The 25,899-nt window shown below is 49.9% G+C and carries 27 protein-coding genes and 1 pseudogene; 25 read left to right on the top strand and 3 right to left on the bottom strand.

Annotated features, from left to right (window positions below):
- Positions 1-175 precede the first annotated feature (175 nt).
- The 10 genes from GKG36_RS05045 (at position 176) to GKG36_RS14940 (ending at position 8,050) form a co-directional block, all read left to right on the top strand.
- Positions 176-1,111, top strand: a complete 936-nt coding sequence (locus GKG36_RS05045) for a DUF932 domain-containing protein (protein ID WP_154259515.1) — start codon at positions 176-178, stop codon at positions 1,109-1,111.
- An 11-nt stretch (positions 1,112-1,122) separates the two neighbouring features.
- Complete coding sequence (locus GKG36_RS05040; protein WP_154259513.1) at positions 1,123-1,461, top strand: DUF3848 domain-containing protein; 339 nt, start codon at positions 1,123-1,125, stop codon at positions 1,459-1,461.
- Positions 1,458-2,390: a lambda-exonuclease family protein gene (locus GKG36_RS05035; protein ID WP_154259511.1), complete on the top strand. Its 933-nt coding sequence runs from the start codon at positions 1,458-1,460 to the stop codon at positions 2,388-2,390. Before GKG36_RS05040 ends, GKG36_RS05035 begins: the two co-directional genes overlap by 4 nt.
- 121 nt (positions 2,391-2,511) lie before the next feature.
- The gene (locus GKG36_RS05030; protein ID WP_154259509.1) at positions 2,512-3,711 is read left to right on the top strand and encodes an ATP-binding protein; all 1,200 of its coding nucleotides are present in this window, start codon (positions 2,512-2,514) and stop codon (positions 3,709-3,711) included.
- A gap of 72 nt (positions 3,712-3,783) precedes the next feature.
- Positions 3,784-4,494 (top strand): DUF1071 domain-containing protein, encoded by a 711-nt coding sequence (locus GKG36_RS05025; protein WP_154259507.1) that lies wholly within the window; start codon positions 3,784-3,786, stop codon positions 4,492-4,494.
- 112 nt (positions 4,495-4,606) lie between these two features.
- Positions 4,607-6,280, top strand: a complete 1,674-nt coding sequence (locus GKG36_RS05020) for an AAA family ATPase (RefSeq protein WP_154259505.1) — start codon at positions 4,607-4,609, stop codon at positions 6,278-6,280.
- 92 nt (positions 6,281-6,372) lie between these two features.
- Positions 6,373-6,711, top strand: a complete 339-nt coding sequence (locus tag GKG36_RS05015) for a DUF3846 domain-containing protein (protein WP_154259503.1) — start codon at positions 6,373-6,375, stop codon at positions 6,709-6,711.
- Positions 6,712-6,723: 12 nt separating this feature from the next.
- Entirely contained in the window at positions 6,724-7,074 is a 351-nt protein-coding gene (locus tag GKG36_RS05010; RefSeq protein WP_154259501.1) for an LPD28 domain-containing protein, read from the top strand.
- 123 nt (positions 7,075-7,197) lie between these two features.
- Positions 7,198-7,938 carry a recombinase family protein gene (locus tag GKG36_RS05005; protein WP_173012888.1) on the top strand — a complete coding sequence of 247 codons (741 nt, stop codon included), beginning with the start codon at positions 7,198-7,200 and terminating at the stop codon, positions 7,936-7,938.
- Complete coding sequence (locus tag GKG36_RS14940; RefSeq protein ID WP_256466396.1) at positions 7,916-8,050, top strand: hypothetical protein; 135 nt, start codon at positions 7,916-7,918, stop codon at positions 8,048-8,050. The genes GKG36_RS05005 and GKG36_RS14940 overlap by 23 nt, the downstream gene beginning before the upstream one ends.
- Positions 8,051-8,382: 332 nt before the next feature.
- On the opposite strand, the gene GKG36_RS05000 is transcribed toward GKG36_RS14940, so the two are convergent.
- Positions 8,383-9,996: a hypothetical protein gene (locus tag GKG36_RS05000; RefSeq protein WP_154259497.1), complete on the bottom strand. Its 1,614-nt coding sequence runs from the start codon at positions 9,994-9,996 to the stop codon at positions 8,383-8,385.
- 154 nt (positions 9,997-10,150) lie between these two features.
- Here GKG36_RS05000 and GKG36_RS04995 point away from each other — a divergent pair, with 154 nt between their 5' ends.
- Positions 10,151-10,492 (top strand): helix-turn-helix domain-containing protein, encoded by a 342-nt coding sequence (locus tag GKG36_RS04995; protein ID WP_154259495.1) that lies wholly within the window; start codon positions 10,151-10,153, stop codon positions 10,490-10,492.
- A gap of 396 nt (positions 10,493-10,888) precedes the next feature.
- On the opposite strand, the gene GKG36_RS14810 is transcribed toward GKG36_RS04995, so the two are convergent.
- Positions 10,889-11,119 carry a LysR family transcriptional regulator gene (locus tag GKG36_RS14810; RefSeq protein WP_243145073.1) on the bottom strand — a complete coding sequence of 77 codons (231 nt, stop codon included), beginning with the start codon at positions 11,117-11,119 and terminating at the stop codon, positions 10,889-10,891.
- Between the two features lie 199 nt (positions 11,120-11,318).
- Here GKG36_RS14810 and GKG36_RS04985 point away from each other — a divergent pair, with 199 nt between their 5' ends.
- From GKG36_RS04985 to GKG36_RS04920, 14 genes and pseudogenes are all read left to right on the top strand, one after another.
- Positions 11,319-12,653, top strand: coding sequence for a threonine/serine exporter family protein (locus GKG36_RS04985; RefSeq protein ID WP_154259493.1), 1,335 nt, complete (start codon positions 11,319-11,321; stop codon positions 12,651-12,653).
- 286 nt (positions 12,654-12,939) lie between these two features.
- Positions 12,940-14,319, top strand: coding sequence for a ParB/RepB/Spo0J family partition protein (locus GKG36_RS04980; RefSeq protein WP_154259491.1), 1,380 nt, complete (start codon positions 12,940-12,942; stop codon positions 14,317-14,319).
- 309 nt (positions 14,320-14,628) lie between these two features.
- The gene (locus GKG36_RS04975; RefSeq protein WP_055194555.1) at positions 14,629-14,985 is read left to right on the top strand and encodes a hypothetical protein; all 357 of its coding nucleotides are present in this window, start codon (positions 14,629-14,631) and stop codon (positions 14,983-14,985) included.
- Complete coding sequence (locus tag GKG36_RS04970) at positions 14,972-16,057, top strand: DNA cytosine methyltransferase (protein WP_154259488.1); 1,086 nt, start codon at positions 14,972-14,974, stop codon at positions 16,055-16,057. Before GKG36_RS04975 ends, GKG36_RS04970 begins: the two co-directional genes overlap by 14 nt.
- Positions 16,058-16,061: 4 nt before the next feature.
- Positions 16,062-16,775, top strand: coding sequence for an antirestriction protein ArdA (locus GKG36_RS04965; RefSeq protein WP_005927704.1), 714 nt, complete (start codon positions 16,062-16,064; stop codon positions 16,773-16,775).
- Between the two features lie 14 nt (positions 16,776-16,789).
- Complete coding sequence (locus tag GKG36_RS04960) at positions 16,790-17,839, top strand: hypothetical protein (RefSeq protein WP_154259486.1); 1,050 nt, start codon at positions 16,790-16,792, stop codon at positions 17,837-17,839.
- Positions 17,840-17,930: 91 nt separating this feature from the next.
- Positions 17,931-18,401: a PcfB family protein gene (locus GKG36_RS04955; protein WP_012741698.1), complete on the top strand. Its 471-nt coding sequence runs from the start codon at positions 17,931-17,933 to the stop codon at positions 18,399-18,401.
- Entirely contained in the window at positions 18,398-19,186 is a 789-nt protein-coding gene (locus tag GKG36_RS04950; protein ID WP_154259484.1) for a type IV secretory system conjugative DNA transfer family protein, read from the top strand. Before GKG36_RS04955 ends, GKG36_RS04950 begins: the two co-directional genes overlap by 4 nt.
- Before the next feature lie 633 nt (positions 19,187-19,819).
- Positions 19,820-21,727, top strand: a complete 1,908-nt coding sequence (gene ltrA / locus GKG36_RS04945; protein ID WP_154259482.1) for a group II intron reverse transcriptase/maturase — start codon at positions 19,820-19,822, stop codon at positions 21,725-21,727.
- A 137-nt stretch (positions 21,728-21,864) separates the two neighbouring features.
- A pseudogene (locus GKG36_RS04940) lies at positions 21,865-22,962 on the top strand (TraM recognition domain-containing protein); the annotation flags it as partial.
- A gap of 89 nt (positions 22,963-23,051) precedes the next feature.
- Positions 23,052-23,210 (top strand): Maff2 family mobile element protein, encoded by a 159-nt coding sequence (locus GKG36_RS04935; protein WP_003500126.1) that lies wholly within the window; start codon positions 23,052-23,054, stop codon positions 23,208-23,210.
- Positions 23,211-23,367: 157 nt separating this feature from the next.
- On the top strand, positions 23,368-23,640 hold the full coding sequence (locus GKG36_RS04930) for a helix-turn-helix domain-containing protein (protein ID WP_002593556.1): 273 nt from the start codon (positions 23,368-23,370) through the stop codon (positions 23,638-23,640).
- Entirely contained in the window at positions 23,600-23,977 is a 378-nt protein-coding gene (locus GKG36_RS04925; RefSeq protein ID WP_005927690.1) for a TnpV protein, read from the top strand. The genes GKG36_RS04930 and GKG36_RS04925 overlap by 41 nt, the downstream gene beginning before the upstream one ends.
- Positions 23,978-24,006: 29 nt before the next feature.
- On the top strand, positions 24,007-24,969 hold the full coding sequence (locus GKG36_RS04920) for a DUF3658 domain-containing protein (RefSeq protein ID WP_005927687.1): 963 nt from the start codon (positions 24,007-24,009) through the stop codon (positions 24,967-24,969).
- Between the two features lie 61 nt (positions 24,970-25,030).
- Here GKG36_RS04920 and GKG36_RS04915 read toward each other — a convergent pair whose 3' ends face one another.
- Positions 25,031-25,837, bottom strand: coding sequence for a helix-turn-helix transcriptional regulator (locus GKG36_RS04915; protein WP_117814525.1), 807 nt, complete (start codon positions 25,835-25,837; stop codon positions 25,031-25,033).
- Positions 25,838-25,899 lie beyond the last annotated feature (62 nt).

Raw genomic sequence — 25,899 nt, 5'->3', positions numbered from 1 at the left:
TCATTATTACCATCGTATTTTAAAGCGCAGCTGCGCAGAAAGGAGAAAGCATTATGAACTTTTGGTCCGAAATCGTCAAAGAGGTTGGCACCGTCCTGGTGGAAGTCCTCGTCCGCATCGCTGAAGAAATGGAAAACAACGACTGAGCAAAATACACTGAAAAGGAGATTTTACTATGCCTGCAAATGTTGAAACGATGTTCTCTGTCCGTGAGACCCCTTGGCACGGCCTTGGCCGGATCATCATGGATGCCCCTGCAAGCCGTGAAGCCTTGGAACTGGCCGGTCTGGATTGGCAGGTGGACAGCCGCAATATCTATTCCGGCACGGGTGCTATGATCCCCGGCTATCGCGCAAATGTCCGCAGCACCGATGATGCTGTTCTGGGCGTGGTATCTGATCGCTACCGTATTGTCCAGAATGAGGACGCATTCCAGTTCACCGATGACCTGCTGGGTGAGGGCGTTACTTACGAAACTGCCGGTTCTTTGCAGGGCGGCAAGAAGGTCTGGATGCTGGCAAGGCTTCCGAGGAAATATCTTATCGCTGGAGATCAAGTAGTACCATATCTTGTGATTTTCAACAGTCATGACGGCAGTTCTGGTGTGAAAGTGGCCATGACTCCGATCCGTGTAGTCTGCCAGAACACGCTGAACCTCGCGCTGAATACCGCAAAGCGCAGCTGGACTGCACGCCACACCGAAAATGTTCTGCTCCGCGTGCAGGATGCCCGTGAAACCCTGCAGCTGGCCAGCAACTATATGGTTGAACTCGGCAACCGTGGCGAAGAGCTGGCTCGCATCGATTTATCCGATCACAAGGTGCAGGAGTTCATCAATGAGTTTTTCCCGATTTCTGAGGACCTGTCCGATTGCCAGCGGAAGAATAACCTGCGCCTGCAGGAAGATCTGAAGGCTCGCTATTATAACGCACCGGATCTGGAATGGGTCGGCAAGAACGGTTGGCGCTTTATCAACGCAGTCTCCGATTTTGCCACCCACGCGGATCCTCTCCGCAAGACCAAAAACTACAACGAGAACCTGTTCCTGCGCACCGCAGAGGGCAACCCCATGATCGACAAGGCTTACAAGATGGTGCTGGCAGCAGCATAAAGGAGCAAGCCATGAATGATGTAAATAACCGCATTTTCAGGGAATTCACGGAATTTTTTGACAACGTTGAGAAGAATGCTTCTGAAATCAGCGTTACCATGGCTTATGAGATCACGATGAAAAGTACCATCAGCACCGCCATTGTTGTTTTGGAATCCGAGGGCAGACTGGAGGAGCGCTACTGGAACCATCTCAGGGTGCAAAATAATATTCTGGATTTTCTTTACGACATGTGGGTTGGCTCTTGCCATTCATTGGCCAGCGACTTTTCCACAATCATGAAAGACTTGGTGGAATACGACTTCATCATTACCGAATCAATTATGAGAGAAAGGATGCAAAGTGCATGAAAAGATTGATTTCAACTTTGAACCTGTCCAAAGAGGATTGGCTCCGCTACCGCAAGTGCGGTATTACCGGCACGGATGCCGGTGCCATTCTTGGTCTGAATCCCTATCGCTCAGCATTTCAGGTGTACCACGATAAAATCAGCGATACCATTTGGAATATCGACAACGAGGCCATGCGGCAGGGACGTGACTTGGAGGATTATGTGGCGCAACGCTTTACCGAAGCAACCGGTCTGAAAGTGCGCCGTGCAAATGCCCTCTACCAGAGTGAGGAACATCCGCTGCTTCTGGCAGATTTTGACCGCCTGATCGTTGGACAGAAGGCCGGGCTGGAGTGCAAGACAGTCTCGCCGTTTTCTGCAGACAAATGGGCTGATGGAAAAATCCCTGCACATTACATGGCTCAGGTCAATCACTATCTGGCTGTCAGCGGTTTTGACTGCTGGTACATTGCTGCTCTGATTTTCGGGAAGGAGCTGGTGATTCACAAAATCACAACCGACAAAGAAGTTCTGAACAACCTCATTGCCAAAGAAGAGCACTTCTGGAAATACAACGTGATGCCCGAAATTCCGCCTGTACCTACCGGAAGCGAGGGGGATACACAGCAGATCAATCAGCTGTACTCTGCAGATGATCGAAACAAAACTGCCGATCTGAATCCCATCCGCAATCTGTTGGACAAGCGGCAGGAGCTTTCTGATCAAATCGAGCAGATGGAACAGGAGAAAACAGCTATTGAGCAGCAGGTCAAGCTGCAAATGCAGGATGCCGCTTATGGCACAGCACCGGGCTATAAGGTGTCGTGGGTATCCTCCGAAAGTAAACGGGTAGACTCCCAGCGTTTGAAGAAAGAACAGCCCGATATTTTCAATCGGTACAGCAAGAATGTAAGCAGCCGCAGGTTTACCATTATCCATGCAGCATAATTTTTGTACGCCTATAGGAACACAAAATTTGCGCTTCAGCTATTTTTGTTTAATAGAAAAGCACAATACTGTTTACACAATAATAATTGTATGCTAAGATAAGAATATGAGGTGATGCACGATGGTTCTGCGCAAAAGTTATTTGGATAAGATCATTCCTTTTATCGATCAGGATCTGATCAAAGTTCTGGTTGGAATCCGGCGCTGTGGAAAAACAGTCCTTCTCGGTCAGATCAAGGACGTGCTCCTCCAGCGCAACATTCCCGCACAGAACATTATTCAGGCCAATTTTGAGTCCATGCGCTTCCGCAACACCCGTACTGCAGAAACGCTTTACGACTACATCGCAAAAAAAGCGGAAGGCTGCACCGGCAAAATCTATATTCTTCTGGATGAGATTCAGGAGGTGGAGCGCTGGCAGATTGCAATCAATTCTCTTCGTGTCGATTTCGATTGTGATATTTACCTGACCGGCTCCAATTCCAAGCTGCTTTCCGGCGAACTGGCAACCTATCTTTCCGGACGATACATCCAGATTCAGGTTTTCCCCTTTTCGCTGGCCGAAGCAAAACAGCAATGCATTGAAAACGGAACCTATACTTCGGATGAAAAGCTCTTCGCAGACTATTTGAAGTACGGCGGTTTTCCGCAGCGTTTCTTCCTCCCTGACGATCATTCAATCACCACCTATCTGGACGATCTTTACGAGGCTATCATTGTCCGTGACATCATGCTGCGCCACAATATTCGCGAACAGACCGCATTACGTAATGTCCTTGCATTCCTGCTGGATAATATCGGCAATCCGTTTTCTGCCCGTAATATCAGTGGACGCATGGTTTCGGAAGGAATCAAGACAACCACTGCTACCGTACTGAACTACGTTGATTATTTCAAGGAAGCCTTTATCCTTCTGAATGCAAGCCGCTATGATATCAAAGGAAAAGCGCTCCTGTCCAGCACAGAAAAATACTATGCAGTCGATCTTGGCCTGCGGAATGTTATCAAGAAAAGCGAAAAGCTTGACAGCAACAAGCTGTATGAGAACATCGTATATCTGGAAATGCGGAGCCGTGGCTATGAAGTTCAGGTCGGCAAGCTGGACGACACCGAAATTGATTTTATCTGCTACCGTGGAGATGAAAAGCTCTATATTCAGGTTGCTTACCTGATCACTCCCGCCGATGAAGAACGGGAGTTCGGTAATCTTGAGCGGCTGCACGACAACTATCCTAAGTATGTTATCAGTGGTGATTTGGTGAATTTAAGCCGAAACGGAATCATTCATCGAAACATCATTGATTTTCTGCTCAATCCGTAATTTTCACATCATGGGGCACAACAGTTGACGCTGTTGTGCCCTTTTTTCTTTATCAGAATTGGAGGCATTCTTATGGAAAATCCATTCGTAAAATTATTTGCTATCGACTTCAAAGATCATCTGGAAGTCAAAAAGTCCGGCAGCACGGAACTTAAATATGTAAGCTGGGCGTATGCTTGGGCGGAGGTGAAAAAGCGGTATCCTTCTGCCAGCTACGAAGTCAAGAAATTCAACGGCCTGCCCTATGTTTATGATCCCATCACCGGCTTCATGGTGTATACTACTGTCACGATTGAGGGCGTTTCGCACGAAATGTGGCTGCCTGTACTGGATGGCGCAAACAAAGCCATGAAAGCTGTGCCTTACACCTATACCACCCCGAAATGGGACTACAATCCTCAGACCCGCCGCCGTGAAAAGATCGGCATGGAAGAACGCACCGTAGAAGCAGCCTCCATGTTCGATGTGAATAAAGCTATCATGCGGTGCTTGGTAAAGAACCTTGCTATGTTCGGCCTTGGTCTCTATGTCTACGCCGGAGAGGATTTGCCGGAAGATGCTGCACCGCAGCCAGAGGCAGAACCGCAAAAGCAGCCGAAACCGAAATCCTCTACCCCGAAGCAGGAACAGCCGCCTGTGCCCTGCATCTGCGCCCGGTGCAATCAGCCCATCAAGAGGGTTAAGCTGAAGGATGGTTCCATCATGCAGGCGGCAGAGTTTGCAGCCACCCATGAGGGAATGTGCGCAGACTGCTATAAGGCAACCAGATTGAACGTAGCATAATAAAACTGCTCTATTTCGATGTCACTTGATTCTTGTATGATTCTATATTTCATGGTACACTTACAGTAGTAAGTTCTGAAAGCTCACCTCTGTGAGCGGAAAGGAGCATTGCATGAAAGATTTAATGTTTCCTGTTGGAATCTCGAATTTTGAAAAGATTCGAGAAGGCGGGTATTATTATATCGACAAGACCAATCTGATTTCTGAACTTCTTAGCGGAGGTATCGCTGAAGTAACATTGATTACTCGCCCTCGTCGTTTCGGAAAATCTCTCGGTATGAGCACTCTCGCAAATTTTCTTGACATCCGCAAAGACAGCAAGCAGATGTTTGAGGGATTGGCGATTTCCAAAAATACGGAACTTTGCAAAAAATGGATGAATCAGTGTCCTGTGGTCTTTTTCTCTTTCAAGGACACGGACGGTCTGACCTTTGAAAGCGCCTATGGAATGCTGTGCATGAAACTGGCATTTGCATTTCAGGATTATCGATTTCTTTTGGATGACCCCGCTATTTCCGACGATGACAAAGGCATCTTTAAGCGGATTCTGGGACGCACTGCATCCATAGATGAAACCAAAAGCTGCTTTTTGCTGTTGACCCGGATGCTGGGAATCCATTTCAAAAAATCGGCGGTCGTCATTCTGGATGAGTATGATGTTCCCATTGCAAAAGCCAGCAGCAACGGATATTATTCGCAGATGCTGGACGTGATGCGGGCTATGATGAGCACCACGCTCAAAGACAATACTTCGCTTGACTTTGCTGTTATTACCGGCTGCCTGAAAATTGCAAAAGAAAGCATCTTTACCGGGACGAACAATTTTGTTTCGGATACGATTCTTTCTCCCCGGTTGAGCGAATCCTTTGGGTTTACACAGGCAGATGTAGATCAAATGCTGAAAGATGCTGATCTTGAATCGCAGTCTGCTGAAATCAAGACATGGTACGACGGTTATCATTTTGGCGATGCAGACATTTATTGTCCGTGGGACGTAATCAGTTATCTGCGGGATTTCCAGTATGGTGTAGCACAGAAGCCGAAAAGCTATTGGAAAAACACCAGTGATAACGCCATCATCCGTTCTTTCATCGACTATGCAGGCAACAATATCACCACAAAGCTTGAAACTCTGATGGCTGGCGGCTCTATTGTTCAGCATATTGAAGAAAACCTGACCTACGATTATCTACACTCCTCTGAGGAAAATCTTTGGAGTGTGCTGTATCTGACAGGTTATCTGACCAAGGTGCGGGATAAGGATCTGACAGATTCGCTGCCGGATGGTTGCTCTGCATTGATGATTCCCAATGCAGAGATTCGGGAAATTTTTGAAACCACTGTAAGCAAATGGTTTGACGACAGTGCAAAGGCATGGAACCGCAGCCCGTTGTTTGATGCAGTCTGGAGCGGAAACAACGAAGCTCTGACAAAAGAGATGACCAAGCTGCTGCGTATGACTATCAGCTACCATGACTATCGGGAGGATTTTTACCACGCTTTCCTTGCAGGCATCTTTACTGGTGCTGGCTATGTGGTAGAATCCAACAAAGAGCATGGCGAAGGACGCAGCGATGTTATTGTAAAGGATATCCGCAATGGTCGTGTGGCAATTTTTGAAGCCAAGTATGCAAAAACTCTGGATGCTCTGCCGGATGCCTGTGATACTGCTATTCAGCAGATCAATGACCGGATGTATGCGGCGGACTTCCGGGATGACTATGATGACATCCTCTGCTATGGCATCGCATTCTTCAAGAAACGCTGTATGGTAAGGAAAAAATAATTATTCACTTAGGGGAGTATCTTCGGATGCTCCCCTTTACTTTTTGCAGGACAGTCCGTGTGGGCTGTCCTGTTTTTATTTGGAGGCACACAATGAAAGAAGAAAAAATCAAAGTCCTTGCGCTCCTGCCAATGGAGCTGCCAAAGGAGATCGAACTGGACAACACCCTTGAGGCCATGCAGAAATTTGTAGGCGGGCTGATCGAATGCATCACATTGAGTGACACCGGTTCAGAGGTCACACTGGTCTGCAATGATGAAGGCAAGCTACTTGGCCTGCCGCTCAATCGTCCGCTGTGGGATGGAGCCGATGTTCTTGCCGGGCCGGGATTTCTGGCCGGATGTGACAACGAAGGGAATCTGACTTCCCTGCCGCAGAGTACAATGGATTTCTACAAAGAGAAATTCAGAGCTTTTATCATTGAAATCTAAGGAGGACAGATTATGACCTTTCATGCAATGACCGAACACTACGAAGAGATCACGGTTTGCGGAAAGCCTGCACTGTTCACCAGCATCCGCATCAGGAGAGATACCATCCCGGACGGCTTGTACGCTTACGATGTCCGGCACGATGATGAGTGCCGGGGCATCCCTTGTGAGATCGCACCCTTCGTGATGGTCAACCACTGGGGCACCATCATCCTTGCGGAACCGCTGGAACTGCCGGATGATGGGCGGCGATATATTGACGAGGATACCGACTGGAACTACGCTCCTTTGGATGGCGAGGACACCGCCAATCACAAACCGTTCACTACCATTTCTGATTTTATGACTGCCTATGCCCACTAAAACTGTATTAAAAATACCGTATATTCTGTTTTGTATTAAAATCAGCCGTTTTCAGACCATTTCAAGGTACAAAACACAGTCTTAAAAATGTCGCTCGTTATCTTTGAGCCAGAAAGGAGACGCATGAACATCTATGGCTATTGCCGTATCTCTACGGCAAAGCAGAGCATTGACCGTCAGATCCGCAACATCAAGGCAGAATACCCGACTGCCCATATCGTGCAGGAAGCCTATACTGGCACATCCATTTTTCGCCCGGAATGGCTGAAGCTTTACCGGGTTCTGAAATCCGGGGATATGGTGGTATTCGATTCAGTATCCCGGATGTCCAGAAATGCAGAAGAAGGTTTTACTCTGTACGAAGACCTTTACCACAAGGGCATCCGGCTGGTGTTCTTGAAAGAGCACCACATCGACACCGAGACCTACAAAAAAGCCCTGTCCGGCAGCATTGCCATGACAGGGACAAATGTGGACTTCATCTTGAAGGGCATCAACGAGTATCTGATGGCCTTGGCAAAGGAGCAGATCAAGCTGGCCTTTGAGCAGTCCGAAAAAGAAGTTGCCGATCTGCACCAGCGCACCCGTGAGGGCCTTTTGACGGCCCGGCTGAACGACAAGCAGGTTGGCCGTAAGAAAGGCATTGGCTTTGAAACGAAAAAAGCCAGAGAAGCCAAGCAAATCATCCGCACCCATTGCAAGATCTTTGGCGGCACACTTGACGATGCCGAGTGCATGAAGCTCACAGGTCTTGCCCGGAATACCTATTATAAATATAAGCGTCAGATTCGTGCCGAACTGATAGCTGAACAGGATTTGCCGAAAGGAGCAAGTATCTTTTATGAACCGCCAAAATCATTCTGAGCCAGAAAACAGGTTCACCCCGGAGGAACAGCAGGAGTTTTTGGAACTTCTGGCCCAGCTTACCTCGGAGCAGCGTGAAGCACTGAAAGAAGTGCTCAAGTCCTTTACTTAACAAAAATGTGCAGGGCGGCATTGCTGCTACCCTGCACATTTTTATTTTTTGTTATACACGTTCTACTCTAATGCTGCCAGTACGAGCATCTTTGATGATACGGAAACGAGAGCCGCAACCAGCGCAGCTTTTTGTCTGATTTGTTCCGCCTCCAAGGATCACTCGTGCCAGCTCGTGCCCACAATCAGGGCATTTGATAACCTTCATAGCCATATCAAAACCTCCATTTGAATTTGACTTATCATTTTAAACCGTCGTCCGCCGAAGTCAAGCAGTGTTACCATCTTCTTTGTTTTTACACCATACCGCACGTAGTTCAATAGCGGTTTCCTTCATAGTAGGCGGTTTCCTTCATAGTAGAAATCGTATGCCACCTGTAAGAATTCGTCTGCTGTGTCAAATTCATCACCACTGTAATCTGAAACGAACCAATTCCCACCGTTATCCACCGTAAAGGTCAGCTTCACATCACAGGCAGTCGGTTCATCGGCCATACCCATTGTATAATCAAATGTAGTGTAGGTTCCTTCCATTATTACATTGCCCGTTGTGTCATCATAATACCAACTGTAATAGGTAGAATCCTCAAATAGATAATCCATGACCATGCCATAGGTGATCTCATCCAATTCAGGATGATCCGGATCATCGTTTTCCCAGCCATCCCAGACCGTACCATAGACTTCGTCGATAACTTTATCCGCACCACTAATATAAGCGTACTCGTCATCAGAATCTTCCTCCGTATAATCAGAGGTACTGTTTTCCGAATCATTCCACACCGTATTATCTGATACCGCCACCTCGCTTTCTACCCTTGTTGCAACACTCGTTGATGTTGTTTTATTCATGCCGAGATAATATTCATTCAGCATGTTCAAAATAATCATTTCCTGAAGCCAGTCCAGTTCCGTTCCATTGCTGGTAACATGATCCAAATTAAAAGTATCATCCGAATTCAGAACAAAATAGAATGTAAACCGCAGTGTTCTTCCACTTTCAACGACTCTATCACCGGTATAGGTTACAATTTTTTTGCCGTCTTCTTTATAATTGTCCCATTTAGAATCATCGAAATATGTATCAAAAATCTCGTCAAGCGTTGCATCTGCACTGAAAATACTGGGCATCTGGCTGTCCGACAACCCACATGATTTTATGGAGTCCATATTGAATCCACCGGACGCAACTGCTGCAATCACAACGATGACTGCGATGGTAGCAACCAGATTTATGATCTTCTTCTGTTTCAGATACCCATGAACCGCTTTCTTCTCCTGCTCCACCTGCACGGCAGAAAGCATTTCCGGGTAAAGCAGCGAGATAATCTGCGAATAGATCATATTTCCAAACAGATAATACCGCGACTTGTTTTCTTCTTTTTTACTGGGGACACTCAAAATACTGAGTTTGAGACCATTTTCTGTATTCTGAACCTGATATGCTCCGTACTTTTTGCTGTGGAACACCACTGTGTCCGCTGTATCTGTGATTTGCTCTACTTCTGGCGCTGCAAATCCTCGGCGAATCACATCTACTGCCTCTTCCCAAGTCATTTCTTCTGGCAGATATAATGCCCCTTGGTCACGAGCTGGATCGAACACCTTCAGATAAATGTCATCTCTGCAAAACAGGCCATATATAATAGGCACGACCGCGCTGAGCAAAGCTGATTCTATAAAGTTCCAAATGCCCGCTCCGCCTAAACAAACTACAAATAAGATTAAAAATGCCAACGTTGCAAAATAGGCGATTTTCAGTTTTTTCTTCATATCTTCCCAGATAATCAGAAACTGCGTTGTTTCGGTGAAAAGGACGTGATACCCGTTCCATCCATCAGACTTTTTCTTTTCTTCCCACGCTTCTTCTCTCTTATCAAGAATCTTCATGGTATTTTGTCTGCCGCCACCGGTTTCTTCGTCCGGAACCTTTTTAACCTCTTCCATAATAATTTGCTCCTTTTTGTCTGTCGTTCGGTCGTTCGTACGGATATGGAACGCTTTATGCTAAAAATATTATACGATATATACAATTATGAGTCAAGCACCCAGACAATAAAATCGTAAGTACACACTACGATTTATCCAAGGAGGCCGAACCATGGAACGAGAGAAGCCCACATTTGATATCCTAGGCCGCATTGAACAGGAACGCCTTTCCCGTGGCTGGTCTGAGTATGCCCTCGCAGAGAATTCAGGTCTGACACAATCTACCATTTCTACCTGGCGCAGACGGAATCTTCAACCCAATGTAGCTTCTCTTGAGAAAATCTGCTCTGGTCTTGGTATCTCGCTTTCCCAGTTCTTTCAGGAGGAAGACTCTGTTTACTTAACCTCCGACCAGAAGGAACTTCTTGATCTCTGGGCTAAACTCTCTCCTGCTCAAAGAACTGCGGTCTCTCAAATGCTGCGTTCCTTCCTATATATAAAGGAAGAGGTATAAAATTTTTTCCGCTCGTGAGCCGCTTGTGTCAAAAGCGAATTTCCGCGAGCACCCTCTCACGGCACACCCATTTTCAGAATGGGTGTGCTACAGGGGCGCTTGCAAAAATTCACTTTCGACACGCGCGTCTCACTCACGGGCTGTATTTTTGTAGCTTCTTATATAAGATAAAATTCAACTATTCCGCAGCAAAACACGAGGCTGTTGCACAAGGATAGAAGCCCGTGCAGCAGCCCTTTTTCTTGCTCTCTCGGCACAAAGATGTGGAAAACCAGTGTCAAACGATCAAAATATTGAAAACATAACGTTAAAGCAAAAGACCAGAGTTATTTAGCCAAAAGGCTTTACAACTCTGGTCTTTTTTGTTGGGGCGTGTGCAACAGCCCCTCTTTGTTCTTATTTTATCTGCGGTGTATCCTTTCGCTGCCGGGAGGATCTCAGATATTCCAGCAGCGTCTGGCTCACCACAGAGCTTTCCGTCTTGGAAAGCGCCAGCCCCACTTCCTGTTCCAGCTCCCGGATAGCATTGGTCAGGCTGGGCTGAGAAATATAGAACTGCTGCACTGCATGGCTGATGGTGCCGGTGCCGGCAACAGCCGTGACATAGCGGAGTTGTTGAAGGGTCACGGCAGTTTCCTTTCGGCGTGTTTTTTCTATCCTACCGCAGAGCCGCCAAAAACGCAACGTATTTTCTTCTTTGAAATACCAAACGAACATTGCCGACATATCCAAGATACGTTTTACCCGCCCTGCAATTTCCCTTATAATAGCACCGCAGTCTTGAAACGGCTGCAACATTCCCATATCACAAAGGAGGCTTTCCGGTATGGGACAACGGCAAAGTGAGATCATCAAAAATCACATGGAAGTCTACTGGCACGACTATGCGTCGGCCAGCAAGGGCGTTCCCATTACCGAGGCGGGGCTTGTGGAAAAAGCCTCCGTCATTGGACGCACCGGGCTGATGCTGCTGGAATGCGGCACCGGCGCATGGCGTGTCCGAAGCTCCATGAACACCCTTTCGCGGGAGCTGGGAGTCACAACAACAGCGGACATCGGCCTGTTGTCCATTGAGTTCACCTGCTTTGACGGTGACCAGTGTTATACCCAGTCACTCTGTCTGACAAATACGGGCGTGAATACCTCCCGGCTGAACCGACTGGAGCATTTCGTCAACGACTTCGACCGGGAAGGAAAATTTATGACCGGCGAAGAACTGCACAGCCACCTCGATGAGATCGAGCGCATCCACGGCTTGTATTCGCCCATCGCACTGGGCTTTGCAGCCGCACTGGCCTGCGGTTGCTTCACCTTTCTGCTTGGCGGCGGCATTGTGGAAATGCTGTGTGCCTTCTGCGGTGCAGGCATCGGCAACTTTGTACGGTGCAAGCTGACAAAGCACCATTTCACCCTGTTTCTGGGCATTACGGCGTCGGTCTGTTCAGCAAGCCTCGTGTATGCCATCCTGCTGAAGCTGGCCGAGGTGCTGTTTGCCGTATCGGCGCAGCACGAGGCGGGGTATATCTGCTCCATGCTCTTCATCATTCCGGGCTTTCCGTTCATTACCAGCGGCATCGACCTTGCCAAGCTGGATATGCGCTCCGGGCTGGAACGTCTGGCCTACGCCGTCCTCATCATTCTGGTGGCAACCATGACGGCTTGGATCATGGCACTGCTGCTGCATTTGCAGCCGGTGCAGTTCCCTGCCCTGAGCCTGACACTCCCGGAAGAGATCGTGTTCCGGCTGCTGGCAAGTTTTGGCGGTGTGTTCGGCTTTTCGCTCATGTTCAACAGTCCCCGGAACTTGGCAGTCTGCGCCGCCCTTATCGGTGCGGTAACGAACACGTTCCGGCTGGAGCTGGTGAGCCTTGCGGGCTTTCCGCCCGCTGTTGCAGCGTTTCTGGGCGCACTGCTGTCCGGATTGCTGGCCTCCTGCCTGAAGAGCGCCGTCGGTTATCCCCGCATCTCCGTCACCGTGCCGTCCATCGTTATCATGGTACCGGGACTGTATTTCTACCGTGCCATCTATAATCTGGGCATCCTGTCTCTGATGGATTCCGCCACATGGTTTGCAGATGCCATTCTCATCATCGTAGCACTGCCGTTAGGGCTGATCTTCGCCCGTGTTATCACTGACAAGACTTTCCGTTATTGCACCTGATGTGCAGCATTTCCATTCTCCCATATAAGGCAAAACGCAGCGAATCTTTTAACGGTTCGCTGCGTTTTGTTTTGCTGTGATGCACTTATAAAGGGAGTTCGTTGCAACGGTGTACAAAGGGAACATAATAAAAAACTTAATAATGGACTGCCAATCTTACACAAAGTACCGCCCAAACGAGACTACGGGCGGTATTTTTGTATCATGGCGGAGAAAGGAGGAACTTCCCACGGGGGCTTGACTGAAAAGTTGAGCCCCTTTTTTCATGCCAAAAAACAGGAGGTAAATGCTTATGGCAGATGATAAAACCACAAAAATGCCGGAACAGCCGGTAACGGATAGCGGGCCGGGCAAGGAAACACCTCCCGCTCCCCCAAAAGAGCCGGGGAAGGTTTCCGTTTCCCCGGAGCCGGAAAAAAAGACGGAACCGGAGGTAAAGAACCCGCAGGTTTCTGTCTATAACTTCGCTGAAATTATGAAGGAAAAGAAAGCCGAGGAACGGGCGGCAGCTCCCGGCGTGGAAAAGCCTGACCCGGCAAAAGCGGAGAAACCGGAAAAGCAGCCGGAGGCTCCGAAGAAAGCGGAGGAAAAACCCAAAGAGCCGGAACAGCCGAAGCGCCGGGGCCGTCCCCCGAAAGCAGATAAGGACAAGGCCGCAACCCCGAAGCCCAAAGCTCCTGCACAGAAACCGGAAAAGGCGGTCAAAAAGAAACCGGAGAAAAAAACGGCTCCAACGGTACAGGCCGCTCCCGCTCCGAAGGAACCCGAAAAACCGAAGGATGCACCACGCCGGGGCAAGGAACAGATTGTCTATATCAAGCTGAACGAGCTCCACGCCTTCAAGAACCATCCCTTTGAGGTTCGGGATGATGAAGAAATGCGGGCTATGGTGTCCAGCGTCAAGGACAAGGGCGTGACCCAGCCCGCTATCGTCCGTCCCCGTGAGGATGGCGGCTATGAGATCGTGTCCGGCCACCGCCGCCAGAAAGCCAGCGAGCTTGCCGGATATACGGATATGCCCTGTATCGTCCGAAACCTGACGGATGATGAAGCCATCACCCAGATGGTCGAGGATAATCTGAACCAGCGTGAAGAAATCCTCCCCAGTGAGCGGGCCAAAGCCTTGAAAATGCAGCTTGAGGCCATCAAGCACCAGGGCTCCCGCACTTCGGGCCAGATTGACCCGAAGGACGCTGGCAAACGCTCCAACGAGATCGTGGCCGAGCGCAATAAGATGGCGGTCAAGCAGGTGCAGCGGTATATCCGTCTCAATGAGCTGGTTCCCGACCTGATGAAGCTGATGGATGAAAAAAAGCTGGGCTTTACTACGGCGGTGGAGCTTTCCTATGTCAGCAAAAAGAACCAGAACTATATCGCCGTTGCCATTGACAGCCAGCAGTCCTCTCCTTCGCAGGCGCAGGCAAAGCGTATGCGTGAACTGGACGAAAAGAAGCTGCTCAACGGGGATGTGATTGACGGCATTATGATGGAGGACAAAAAGGAGGTAGACAAAGTGATTTTGACAGGTGCGGAACTGAGCAAGTATTTCGGCAAGGAAACTACGCCGAGGGAAATGAAGGACCAAATTATCAAGCTGCTGGACGACTGGAAGGGCCAGCAGAAGGAACACGAAAAGCCAGAGAAGAAAAACGAACAGGAAAAGTAAGCCGAAACTTCGGGTCAACGTGGCCCGAGGATTGGGGGGCTCTGCCCCGCGCCCCGAAGCTCTGGAGATATAAATTATTCCCCGTCGCCAGTTATTCCGTAGCATAGCCGGGAAAATCAGTCAAGGGCAGCGCCGCCGCAGGCGGTGCCAGAGGCACCCTTGACGGATTTCTCCCGGTTATGCTTTTTCCCGATCAAGCGACGGGGATATAAATTCTCCAGAGCCGTTCCCCTTCCCGGGGGAAGGGGCGGAGGGGTTGGGCGATACCTTGCTTTTCCCTAAACCAAAACAGAAATGGAGGTTCAACCAATGAAACGACCTTTAGCATACCTGACCGCCGCATGGAGCGGCGAGCCGGATGTTGATATGGAGCTGGCGGCCCACTACTGCCGCCTTGCTTATGAGGCGGGCTTTTCCCCGATCTGCCCGCTCTTGTATCTGCCGCTGTTTTTGAATGACAGCGTTCCCGAGGAACACAAGGCCGGGATTGATATGCGCCGGGATATGCTGCGGCGCTCCCACACCCTGATCGTCTGCGGCAGCGCTATGGACGAGGATGTAAAAAACGATATTGCGGTTGCCGGGCGGCTGGGCATTGCGGCGACCACACTGGAAGGGGTGCTTGCCGTGAAGGGACACGGCACCCCGGGCCATGCCGGACATTAAGCTGGGGAGCCTTTTCGACGGAATCGGCGTGTTCCCTCTGGCTGCTTCCCGGTGCGGTATCCGTCCGGTCTGGGCCAGCGAGATTGAAAAAGCGCCCATCTCCATAACCAAAAGGCACTTTCCCGACATGGTGCATTTGGGGGATATTACGAAGGTGGACGGCGGGAAAATCCCGCCGGTCCATGTAATTACCTTCGGCTCTCCCTGTCAGAACCTTTCTCTGATCGGCAACCGCTCCGGCCTTGCCGGGGCAAAATCAAGCCTGTTCTATCAGGCGTTTCGTATCATACAGGAAATGAGGGATGCTACTGATAACCTATATCCAGCTATCGCTGTTTGGGAAAACGTCATGGGAGCGTTTTCTACAAATGACCGGATGGACTTTAGAGCCGTCCTATCCGCCTTCTCGGACACCGAAGTTCCAATGCCTCCTTCGGGAAGATGGGGAAACGCCGGAATGGTGCGAGGGGGAACGCCTGATGTGTGCTGGCGGCTCATGGACGCCCAGTATTGGGCAGGCTCCCGAAGGCTGGCACGAAGGCAGCGGATTTTCGTCGTGGCGGATTTTGGAGGCAGACGTGCCGCAGACATACTATTTAAGCCCCGTCCAATGCTCCCACTTCCTCCGCCTTGCGGAGAGGGCGGGCGGGCCGCCGCCGAAGGAGATCGAACAGCTTCTTTTGAAACAGGGCGGCAGATACCAGTCATCCACCCCTTTCAGTGCTTCCGTATGCGGGGAGCGGCAAAAAGGCAGGAAGAAACGGCCTTCCGAAACAGCTTCGGATTACCAACTGACCCTTTTCCCACTCTTTTAGCCAGTGATGTAACGCCCTTTGCCTTCTGGTATGAGGGCGACCCGGAGGGCGGCTGTATCCGTTTTCTGACGGAAACGGAAAGCGAACGGCTGATGGGGCTGCCGGAGGGCTGGACAAAGTACGGGGCGGACGGCGTGGAGATCCGGCCTCTGCAACGCTACAAGGCGCTGGGAAACGCGATTGCCCTCCCTTGCGCCGATTACATTATGGCCGGGATTTATGAGGTGCTGGCTGACCGGGCCGGAAAGGAGGAATGAGCCCATGTTTGAAGCCTATATAACCAATACAGCCCTATACCCCTTAATGGGGATCGAGGTAGGGACAACGGTACATTTCCCCATGACGACACAGGAGTTGCAGGCCGCCCTTGCCAAAATCGGGATAGACGGGAAACGGTACAGCGAAGTGTTCTTTACCAGCTTTGACAGTGATGTGCTGGGGCTCTACGATCATCTCTACGAATGTGAGAACATCGACGAGCTGAACGAGCTGGGCCACGCCCTGCTGGAAGTACGGGATAAGGGCGGACTGGAAACCTTTGAAGCCGCTCTTGTCTTGGGAAACCACACACGGAGCGTGAAGGATTTGATAAACCTGACCCAGAACCTTGACCTTTACCGCTTTTACCCGGATATTTCTGATGATGAAGGGCTGGGCCGTCTTTACGCCGACGAGCTTGGGACCATCGACATACCGGAGCACATTCAGAACTACTTCGATTATGAGGCATACGGGCGGGATGTGCGTATCAACGAGGGCGGCGTATTCGCTCCCGGTGGGTACGTGTCGGCAGTCCCGGAGGGCTTCAAGGAGTATTACCACGGGCCGCAGGACATTCCGCCGGAACACCGGATATTTGCCTATCCTGAAAAGGCCGAGCCTGTCCACTCCATTCTCGCTGCACTCAAACGGTTTCAAGAAGCCCCACCCGCTCCGAAAAAGGACAAGGCGGGGCCTTCTCATGAAGAACGGTAAGACTTCGGGCCAGCATGGCCCGAAGCATAAAGGAGGTGCATACCATCAACTATTATCCTATCAATGAAGGAGCCGCCCGCCGGGCAAAAGAAATGAACAGCTTTTCCGACTACAAGGAAGGGAGCGCAACGGCGGAATACCGGGCAATGGTGGACAAGGCCGCCGCCATAGCGGAAAAGCAGAAATCCCGGGTGGACCCCATGTACCATGAGAAGATCGACCATCTGTTAGACACCTACGCCCGCAAGCTGGCCGAAAACATGAACCAAGGCTTTGCCATTGACGCGAGGGTTCCCTCTGTGATGATCGCCGGACCTGCCAATTTCCCGGTGGGAAAGAAGGAAAAACAGAACCGGGCGCGGGACAGCAACATGGAGGAATGGCGGCATATTCAAGGGCTGCTGGATAAGATACGCAGCACCGGCATGGGCGGGATCAGCGCCGATGACCCGGCAGCGATTGAAAAGCTCCAGAAGAAGCTGGACGGGCTGGAACGCTCCCAGCTCATTATGAAGGAGGTCAACGCCTATTACCGCAAGCATGGCAAGCTGGACGGCTGTGCGCTGCTGTCGCCGGACCAGATTGAAAAGCTGAAAGCAAGCATGGCGTCAAGTTGGCGAAGCGACCCGAGGCCCTTTGAAAGCTACCAGCTTACCAACAACAATGCGGAGATCCGCCGGGTAAAGGCCCGTATCGAACAGCTTTCCAAACAGGCACAGCAGGAATTTTCCGGCTGGGAGTTCGATGGGGGCCGTGTGGAAATGAACCGGGAGGACAACCGCTTGCAGGTGTTCTTTGACGGAAAGCCTGACGCGGACACCCGGGCCGAGCTGAAAAGCAGCGGCTTTCGTTGGGCTCCCAGCGTGGGCGCATGGCAGAGGCAGCTCACGGACAACGCCATCCGGGCGGCTGACCGCTTGGAATGTATCAAGCCGCTGTCCGGCGAAAATCCTTCCCAGCTTCAAAAGAAGCCCTCTATCTTGCAAACCATGCGGGAACAGGGCGAAAAAGTCCAGACGGAGCCGGAAAAGAAAGCCCCGTCCGGCAGGGATGCCGAGCGGTAAGCCTCGGGCCACATTGGCCCGAGGTTTTCTGTTCCCCGAGACTGTACGGGGGCCTCCCGGATAGCGGGAACCCCGACGGAAAGGAGGTTTTATGCAGGAAGAAGTAAACCAAAAAACGGTTGCCCTTTCGATCAGGACAACGAAGCTCACAGGAAAAGTGCTGGCTGCCGCTCTTGGCAAGGTGGTTCGGGCGCTGCAAAAGCACCACCGGAAGGCGCTGACCCCGCAGGGACGCCAGAGCGTGAAAAAGCTGATGAACCACTATGGCGGCAAAAGTGCCATGCCCTATGTGGGAGCTCCAAAGGATTTTGACCGGATCGCGAAGGAGTTCCATGTGGACTACGCTTTCCATAAAGTGAGCCCCGGTCATTACCTGCTGTTTTTCAAAGCCAATCAGGCGGACGCTATCACGGCGGCCTTCCAGAAGTACAGCGCAAAGGTGCTGAACAAAGAGCAGGACAAGGCTTCCATCCTCGGCCAGCTTCGGAAATTCACGGAGCAGATCAGGACACAGGCAAAGGAAAAGCAGCGGACCAGAGAGGCGGTGAAGGACGGACGTTGAGTGACAAGATCAGAAAATATGTGCTCCCAAACCTGCCGTACCTCTTTGTGTTCTGGTTCTTCTCCAAAATCGGGGCGGCCTACCGGATCGCCCCCGGCACAGACTTCGGGACAAAGCTCATGGGGATGCTCGATACCTTCCCCAAAGCCTTTGAAACCTACTGGCCGGGGCTGGGCGGTATTGACCTGCTGGTGGGCCTTGCCGGTGCGGCTGGGGTGTATCTGCTGATACAGTCAAAGATCAGGCAGGCGAAAAAATTCCGGCGGGATGCGGAGTACGGCACCGCCCGCTTTGGAACAAAGGAGGATATAAAGCCGTTTGTAGACCCTAAATTTCAGAACAATGTCATTCTGACCGGGACGGAGTTCCTGACCATGAACACCCGTCCGAAAATACCCGCCAATGCCCGGAACCTAAACGCCTGTGTCATCGCCTCGTCCGGTTCGGGTAAGACAAGGTTCTGGCTGACCCCGCAGCTCCTTCAAGCTCATTCCTCGTATGTGGTGGTAGACCCGAAGGGCGGCACCCTCGATCAGTGCGGGCGGTTCCTGCAACGGGAGAAATACAGGGTGCGGGTGTTCAACAGTATCGACTTTTCAAAATCCATGCACTACAATCCGCTGGCCTATATCAAGACGGAAAGCGATGTTTTGAAATTCGTTACTGCTCTGATCGCCAACACCAAAGGCGACGGCAAGGAGGGCGACGAGTTCTGGACCAGTGCGACTCGTTCGCTGACGGTAAAAAGTCAGCGGACAAACAACAAAATACCGTTGTTTGGATAACTGGTAATTCGACAGGTGGAATGACGGGGTAACGCCCTGAAACGCCTGCCCTCGGTGGGCGTGCATCGGCAGCAAAGCCAGTGTACGAAGCCCCACGACAACGGCTGAGAGCAACCGTAGCCACCGCCAACGGCGGCCGAAAGCGGTCTGGAGGCAGACTGTGTTGCCTATATGCCAAGGGTCCACAAAATACCCATGGTTAGAATGTTCGCCGTAGCGGGCGAACTGACGAATCCGCGAATGTACGGGTCTATAAGAAGACCATATAGAAATGTATGGGTGCGTTTAAGCGCAGCCGGTGTGGTTTAGTAGAAATTGGCCCTGCGAACGACCATGTTGTGTTACAGGCACATCCCAGCTGGCAGGCTCATAGTGGAAACCTAAAGGTATAAATGCACAGATAGGATTACCGGAACGAGGAAAGGCAGCGGCTTCCTTAAGGAAGAACCTGACGAAGAACAATAAGCAGGTGAACCGCTGCTGAAAAGTAGTGATCGAACCGAAGAAGTCCCTGTAATGGGGATGGAGGAATGGTCACAAGTCGAATTGTGGAAACAGGCATTATTCAATCCAATCATAAGGATTCGAGTAAGACCAAAAGGGTCACTTTTCTCAAACGGGAGGTGATGCCTTATGCCAAAAGAAAGGAAAAAAGTCCTGTGTATGGACGCCCAGCGGCACGCCGAGTATTACGGTATGCAGCAGACATTTGACGAACTGTATGCCAAAAGCAAAGCCGGAGAAGTATTCAACGGCCTGATGGAACTGGTCCTAAGCCCGGACAACATCATGCTGGCATACAGGAATATCAAAACCAACACAGGCAGCTACACAGCAGGAACAGATAAGCAGAATATCGGTGACATTGGACGGCTTCCACCGGCTGAGGTCATCGGTAAGGTCAGAAAAATTGTCACAGGCAGCGAACACGGCTACCGTCCCAAACCAGTGCGCCGGAAGGACATCCCAAAGCCAAACGGAAAAACCAGGCCGCTGGGTATTCCATGCATCTGGGACAGATTGGTGCAGCAATGCATCAAACAAATCCTGGAACCCATCTGTGAAGCTAAGTTCAGCAACAACAGCTATGGGTTCCGCCCGAATCGGTCAGTGGAGCACGCAATCTCCCGTACTTACTCCCTGTTACAGCGGGCGCATTTACACTATGTTTTGGAGTTTGACATCAAGGGATTCTTTGACAATGTGAACCACAGCAAACTAATCCGACAGCTTTGGGCGCTGGGTATCCAGGATAAGCAGCTTCTATTCGTAATCAAGCGGATTTTGAAAGCGCCTATTCGTATGCCGGATGGCAGCACGGTATATCCAACAAAAGGAACACCGCAGGGTGGGATTATCTCCCCGCTGCTGGCAAACGTGGTGCTCAATGAGCTGGATCACTGGATTGACAGCCAATGGACGGAACACCCCGTAGCAAACCGCTGCGGAACATGGCGCACCATCCGCACCTCTGAGGTCTTTGACAAGAGCAAGGGATACCAGAAAATGCGGAACAGCAATCTCAAAGAAATGTTCATCGTGCGCTATGCGGATGACTTCCGTATCTTCTGCCGAAATCGTGAGGACGCGGAGAAAACCATGGAGGCTGTTACAAGGTGGATTACCGAGCGACTGAAACTGGAAGTCTCTCCCGAGAAAACACGCATTGTCAACGTCCGTAAGCGATATTCTGAGTTCCTTGGTTTCAAAATCATGGTGTACCGCAAGGGTGAAAAGTATGTCGTGAAGTCCCATATCTGTGACAAAAAGCTACACTTGGAAGAAAGCAAGCTGGTGGAACAGGCAAAGCGCATCGCAAAACCAGCCCAAGGGCGAACACAGTCGGATGAAATTGGCTTGTTTGACGAAATGGTGCTGGGCATCCAGAACTACTACAGGATTGCTACCTGTATCAGTCTGGACTGCCGAAAAATCCACCGCAGAGTCATGACAGTGCTGACCAACCGTTTGAACACGGAATCCGGCTGCCAGCTCGCCCGGGAGGGCGGTGCCATGACGGACAGCGAAAAGGAGCACTACGGTGCTTCCCAAATGGTGCGGTATGTGTCCGGTATCAACCGACCAATCTACCCCATTGCGTTCATCAAGTATAAAACCGCAATCGGTATCAGCGCCGCCGTCTGCTGCTTCTCTCCGGCGGGACGGAAAAAGATACACGATAATCTGGAGATGGATACGACCCTGTTTGCATATCTGCGGGAACATCCGCCACAAAACTACAGCATGGAATATGCCGATTGCAGGCTCTCCCTGCTGTCTGCCCAAAAGGGCAAGTGTTCCGTCAGCGGCGAGTTGTTTCTGAATCCGGACAGCATCGTGTGTCACATGAAGGTTCCAAAGGAGCAAGGCGGCCAGGAGCGATACAGCAATCTGGTGCTGCTCCATAGGCGGTATCTTCCTTTGCTGACCGACCAAGACGCTGCCGCTCTCAAGAGCATGTGCAAGCAACTGACTGTAACAAGAAAACAACTGACCAAAATCAACAGCCTGCGTACTGCTGCAAAACTGGTAGCAATCTAAAAAAAACTTTCTATTGGTGATTGATTAAATGCCTGATAACACAATCGATGGAACGCCGGATGCGGTGAAAGTCGCATGTCCGGTGTGGAGTGGGGGAAAATCTAGCGATTACTTCAAAGGATTACCTATCACTATAAGCCGAAACCCTCTTGTACTGCGCCCTTGTGGCCTACATCGTCTTTGAGGGGCCGGAAGAAGAACGCAACATGAATACGCTGGTGGAAATGATAAACAGCATGGAAGTCCGGGAGGATGACGAAACCTTCAAAAATGCGGTGGACTATATGTTTGACGGGCTGGAACGCCGCAGCCCCCAGCACTTCGCCGTGAGGCAGTATAAGAAATACAAGCTCGCCAGCGGCAAGACAGCCAAAAGCATTTTGATTTCCTGCGGTGCAAGACTGGCTCCCTTTGATATTCCCCAGCTTCGGGAGATCATGTCTTATGACGAGCTGGAGCTTGATAAGCTGGGGGACGAAAAATCGGCGCTGTTCTTCCTTATCAGCGACACGGACACCACCTACAACTTTTTGGTTGCCCTCGCTTTCTCGCAGATGTTCAACCTTCTGTGTGAACGGGCTGACAACACCTATGGCGGGCGTCTGCCCTACCATGTGCGGGTGCTGTGGGACGAGGCTGCCAACACCGGGCAGGTGCCGGGGCTGGAAAAGATCGTGGCAGTCATCCGCTCACGGGAGATCAGTCTAACGCTCTTTTATCAGGCTATGAGCCAGTGCAAGGCATTGTACAAAGACCATTCCGAAACCATCATGGGAAACATGGACAGTATCGTGTTCCTCGGAGGCCGGGAGGCTTCCACCCTAAAGGATATTTCGGAAAACTGGCTGGGCAAGGCCACCATCTCCATGCAGACCGAGGGCCGAAGCCGGGGGCAGTCTGAAAGTTACAGCCAGAATATGCAGCGGCTTGGCCGGGAACTGATGACCACCAGCGAGATCACCACCATGCCCGGGGATAAATGTATCTTGCAGCTTCGGGGGCTCCCACCCTTCCTGTCCCCGAAGTATGACTTGAAAAAGCACCCGAATTACAAGTACACAGCCGAATTTGATAAAAAGAAAAACGCCTTCCGCTTGGAAAGCCTGTTCCGCCACCGGCCATTGAGACTAAAGCCGGAGGACGAATACACGGTGTACGAAGTGGACGGCTCCGACACGGACGAAGAAGCTGACCTGTTGAATTTCGATGATCTGGACAGCGACGAGTTTGTGTAACTTCGGGCCATGATGACCCGAAGCGCCGCCGATGTGGGCGGCTTTTTTTGTACCCGAAACCATCAAACAAACAAAATGGAGGAACGTATATGGAATTTTTCAATCAGGCAATCGACATTCTTAAAATTCTGGTCATGGCTCTTGGCGCTGGTCTGGCGGTATGGGGCGTCATCAACCTTCTGGAAGGTTACGGGTCGGACAACCCTGCGGCAAAAAGCCAGGGCATTAAGCAGTTCATGGCTAATTAGTTGGAACAAAAAACGAAAGGAAGAGCACAATCCAGACGGTATCAGCGGCAGGCTACAAGAATAAATTGTGATTTCACAAGATTGGTGCTATAATAAGAGAAAAGTTCCTGCCGGGGCAGCCGCCCCGGTGGTATGGATAGAAAGGCAGGAAAACAATATGCACATCAGCTATAAACCACTCTGGCACACACTGTTAGAGCGTGATATGAGAAAAGAGGATTTAAGGCTTGCCGCTGGTATGACAACAAATATGATTGCCAACATGAGCAAAGAGGGAAAGCACATCAGCATGGATACATTAGCCCGTATCTGCGAAACGCTGAATTGTGAGATTACCGATGTGATTGAGTTAGTACCAGACGAGCCTGCTTCCACAGGAGGTAAGGAACATGAGCGAATTGAAACCAAGAATAACGGAAAACGGAATTGATTATATCCTTGTCGGAGATTATTACATCCCGGACTTGAAACTGCCGGAGGAACACCGCCCTATCGGAAAGTACGGACGGATGCACCGGGAATATTTAAGGGAAGTCCACCCAGCCAGATTGAATACATTGATACTGACCGGGGAATTGTGGACATATCTTGCAGACCTGAACGAACAGGCACAGGAACGGTTAGACACCATCATGGAGCAGATGAAAACTGCCGAGGGCGTAACCGAGGAATTGAAGCGTACCCACCAAATGGAATGGGTGCAGCGTTGCAATAACATTCATAACCGGGCAGAAGAAATTGTTTTGCATGAGATGATTTATTCATAACGGGAGCAATTAAATCGGAGGTATATAAGATGATTGAAATTGTATTTGGTGAAAGTGCCTGTGGAAGTTTGAAAATTGCCCAAACTTACGGCAAGGGAAAGTATAGAGGAAGTGCTGTTTCAATATTTATGAGGCATGAAGACGGGAGTGTTCCATCTTCAGATGAAATGAAAAAAGCACAGCTTCAAGCACAGGAACAAGAACGCATTGCTTGGGAGAATGCTATTCCATTGGGAGGCAAGAGCTGTGATGTTTATTGTTTTGATATGGCTCTTAGTGTGGGAGATATTTCTGATAATGGAATTGGCGAACAGCGGAAAAATGTTTTCAAGAAAATGCTGTCTGTCTGCTTTGTAGAGGATTTAGATTATCAGGTTGAAGAAAAAATACAGAAAATTAAAACTACATTGACCTCAGTGATTGAACGATATGTAGCTGGGGAAGAAATTCGCATTTGGTATAGCTATAATCCAGATGAGCTTTGTGGTATGTATTGGCTTATGAAACAACTTCAACCCTTAAACTGCCAGACAACAATTTATTTGGTTAAGTTACCTACATGGGAATATGGAAAAGAAAATACTATGACATCCAAAATAGCATGGGGCGAGGTCTCTCCTGGCGAATGGGGAAACTATATAACTCTACAAGAGAAAGCTAATCCTGTATTTCTTTCAGCTTGTGCTATGAAATGGAATCAACTTCAAAATGAAAATGCACCTTTGCGTGCAATGTTAAATGGTAAATTGCAAAGCGTTTCAGAAGATATATATGATAGTTTCATTCTTCGTGAAATTGCGGAACAGCCAGAGCAATTCAAAATGGCTATTGTCATAGGTAATGTTTTAGGAAAATATCAACTTGGAATTAGTGATGTATGGATTTCCAATCGCATTGATAAAATGCTTGAAGATGGTGTGTTGGAAATTATACAGGACGCACCAAAGGGAGAAACAAATTATCGCCGAATATTAAGAAAACGAATGAAGTAATAACCACAGCACAAACCGCTGCTACATGGAATCCAACAAACCATGCAACAGCGGTTTTCCTTTACCGTTTTTTCCTCTGGTTGATAGGCGTTCCCGTTTTCTTTGATTTTTGGAGAATCCGAATAAGCCAGCGAAATTCTTCTTCCGATAAATTTTTGTAGTTGATACCGAGCTGCTTGCAGTAAAGCACTGCCAGTTTTTCCAAACGGCTGCCCTTGAAATTTTCGACCGCTTCCAGATTTTCTTTCAGTTCATTGGCAACAGTGGTCTGGGGCGCACTCTCACTATCCTTTTTATGGGTTTCCCGAATATCCCGGATAATCAGGTTTAGGTCATCCAGAACCATGTGGCTGAAATATTCATCATCACTGATATGGGCGGCTTGCAGCACTTTCAAATGTGGGTCATCTTCGCCAGGGCGATACCGTTCTATGATTTCATGCCGGACAGTATCGACAAGGGTGTTGAGGTTTTGAATCTGCATGGTGGCAATCCCATCCACATAAATCTCAATGTCCGCAAGAAACTTGATAAAGTCCTTATGGGTGGCAAGTTCGCAGAGCAGACGGTTGTTGATCCGTCCGCTTTTCAGAAGTGCAACCATTTCATCGTTCAAATGCAGCTCCGTCAGTGGCGTGTTGATCTGCTCCCTGTTCTCTGTCCGGCACAGCAGATAATCGACGGAAACCCCATAGAAGTCTGCCAGCGTGATAAGGTTGCCATGATTGATTTCCTTAAAATCTTCTTTTTCATAACTGCCAAGGGCTGATTTAGAAATACCCGTTAGTTTTGATAGTTCTTCCAGATTTAAGCCTTTGTCCTTGCGGAGTTCCCAAAGGCGTTCCTGTATGCTTGTTGCTCCTTTCATGGGCACACGCTCCTTTCCAACGGTTTCATTGCTGCCGCTTATCTGGATTATATCACACTTTC

It is taken from the genome of Faecalibacterium sp. BIOML-A1 (genome assembly GCF_009679715.1).
Lineage (GTDB): Bacteria > Bacillota > Clostridia > Oscillospirales > Ruminococcaceae > Faecalibacterium > Faecalibacterium taiwanense.
This window is presented reverse-complemented; position numbering and strand designations above follow the sequence as displayed.

Bases quoted from the DNA above. Each gene is read 5' to 3' on its own strand.
- GKG36_RS05045 (WP_154259515.1), top strand. From the start codon at position 176: ATGCCTGCAAATGTTGAAACGATGTTCTCTGTCCGTGAGACCCCTTGG.
- GKG36_RS05040 (WP_154259513.1), top strand. From the start codon at position 1,123: ATGAATGATGTAAATAACCGCATTTTCAGGGAATTCACGGAATTTTTT.
- GKG36_RS05035 (WP_154259511.1), top strand. From the start codon at position 1,458: ATGAAAAGATTGATTTCAACTTTGAACCTGTCCAAAGAGGATTGGCTC.
- GKG36_RS05030 (WP_154259509.1), top strand. From the start codon at position 2,512: ATGGTTCTGCGCAAAAGTTATTTGGATAAGATCATTCCTTTTATCGAT.
- GKG36_RS05025 (WP_154259507.1), top strand. From the start codon at position 3,784: ATGGAAAATCCATTCGTAAAATTATTTGCTATCGACTTCAAAGATCAT.
- GKG36_RS05020 (WP_154259505.1), top strand. From the start codon at position 4,607: ATGAAAGATTTAATGTTTCCTGTTGGAATCTCGAATTTTGAAAAGATT.
- GKG36_RS05015 (WP_154259503.1), top strand. From the start codon at position 6,373: ATGAAAGAAGAAAAAATCAAAGTCCTTGCGCTCCTGCCAATGGAGCTG.
- GKG36_RS05010 (WP_154259501.1), top strand. From the start codon at position 6,724: ATGACCTTTCATGCAATGACCGAACACTACGAAGAGATCACGGTTTGC.
- GKG36_RS05005 (WP_173012888.1), top strand. From the start codon at position 7,198: ATGAACATCTATGGCTATTGCCGTATCTCTACGGCAAAGCAGAGCATT.
- GKG36_RS14940 (WP_256466396.1), top strand. From the start codon at position 7,916: ATGAACCGCCAAAATCATTCTGAGCCAGAAAACAGGTTCACCCCGGAG.
- GKG36_RS05000 (WP_154259497.1), bottom strand. From the start codon at position 9,996: ATGGAAGAGGTTAAAAAGGTTCCGGACGAAGAAACCGGTGGCGGCAGA.
- GKG36_RS04995 (WP_154259495.1), top strand. From the start codon at position 10,151: ATGGAACGAGAGAAGCCCACATTTGATATCCTAGGCCGCATTGAACAG.
- GKG36_RS04985 (WP_154259493.1), top strand. From the start codon at position 11,319: ATGGGACAACGGCAAAGTGAGATCATCAAAAATCACATGGAAGTCTAC.
- GKG36_RS04980 (WP_154259491.1), top strand. From the start codon at position 12,940: ATGCTTATGGCAGATGATAAAACCACAAAAATGCCGGAACAGCCGGTA.
- GKG36_RS04975 (WP_055194555.1), top strand. From the start codon at position 14,629: ATGAAACGACCTTTAGCATACCTGACCGCCGCATGGAGCGGCGAGCCG.
- GKG36_RS04970 (WP_154259488.1), top strand. From the start codon at position 14,972: ATGCCGGACATTAAGCTGGGGAGCCTTTTCGACGGAATCGGCGTGTTC.
- GKG36_RS04965 (WP_005927704.1), top strand. From the start codon at position 16,062: ATGTTTGAAGCCTATATAACCAATACAGCCCTATACCCCTTAATGGGG.
- GKG36_RS04960 (WP_154259486.1), top strand. From the start codon at position 16,790: ATGGCCCGAAGCATAAAGGAGGTGCATACCATCAACTATTATCCTATC.
- GKG36_RS04955 (WP_012741698.1), top strand. From the start codon at position 17,931: ATGCAGGAAGAAGTAAACCAAAAAACGGTTGCCCTTTCGATCAGGACA.
- ltrA (WP_154259482.1), top strand. From the start codon at position 19,820: ATGCCAAAAGAAAGGAAAAAAGTCCTGTGTATGGACGCCCAGCGGCAC.
- GKG36_RS04935 (WP_003500126.1), top strand. From the start codon at position 23,052: ATGGAATTTTTCAATCAGGCAATCGACATTCTTAAAATTCTGGTCATG.
- GKG36_RS04930 (WP_002593556.1), top strand. From the start codon at position 23,368: ATGCACATCAGCTATAAACCACTCTGGCACACACTGTTAGAGCGTGAT.
- GKG36_RS04925 (WP_005927690.1), top strand. From the start codon at position 23,600: ATGAGCGAATTGAAACCAAGAATAACGGAAAACGGAATTGATTATATC.
- GKG36_RS04920 (WP_005927687.1), top strand. From the start codon at position 24,007: ATGATTGAAATTGTATTTGGTGAAAGTGCCTGTGGAAGTTTGAAAATT.
- GKG36_RS04915 (WP_117814525.1), bottom strand. From the start codon at position 25,837: ATGAAAGGAGCAACAAGCATACAGGAACGCCTTTGGGAACTCCGCAAG.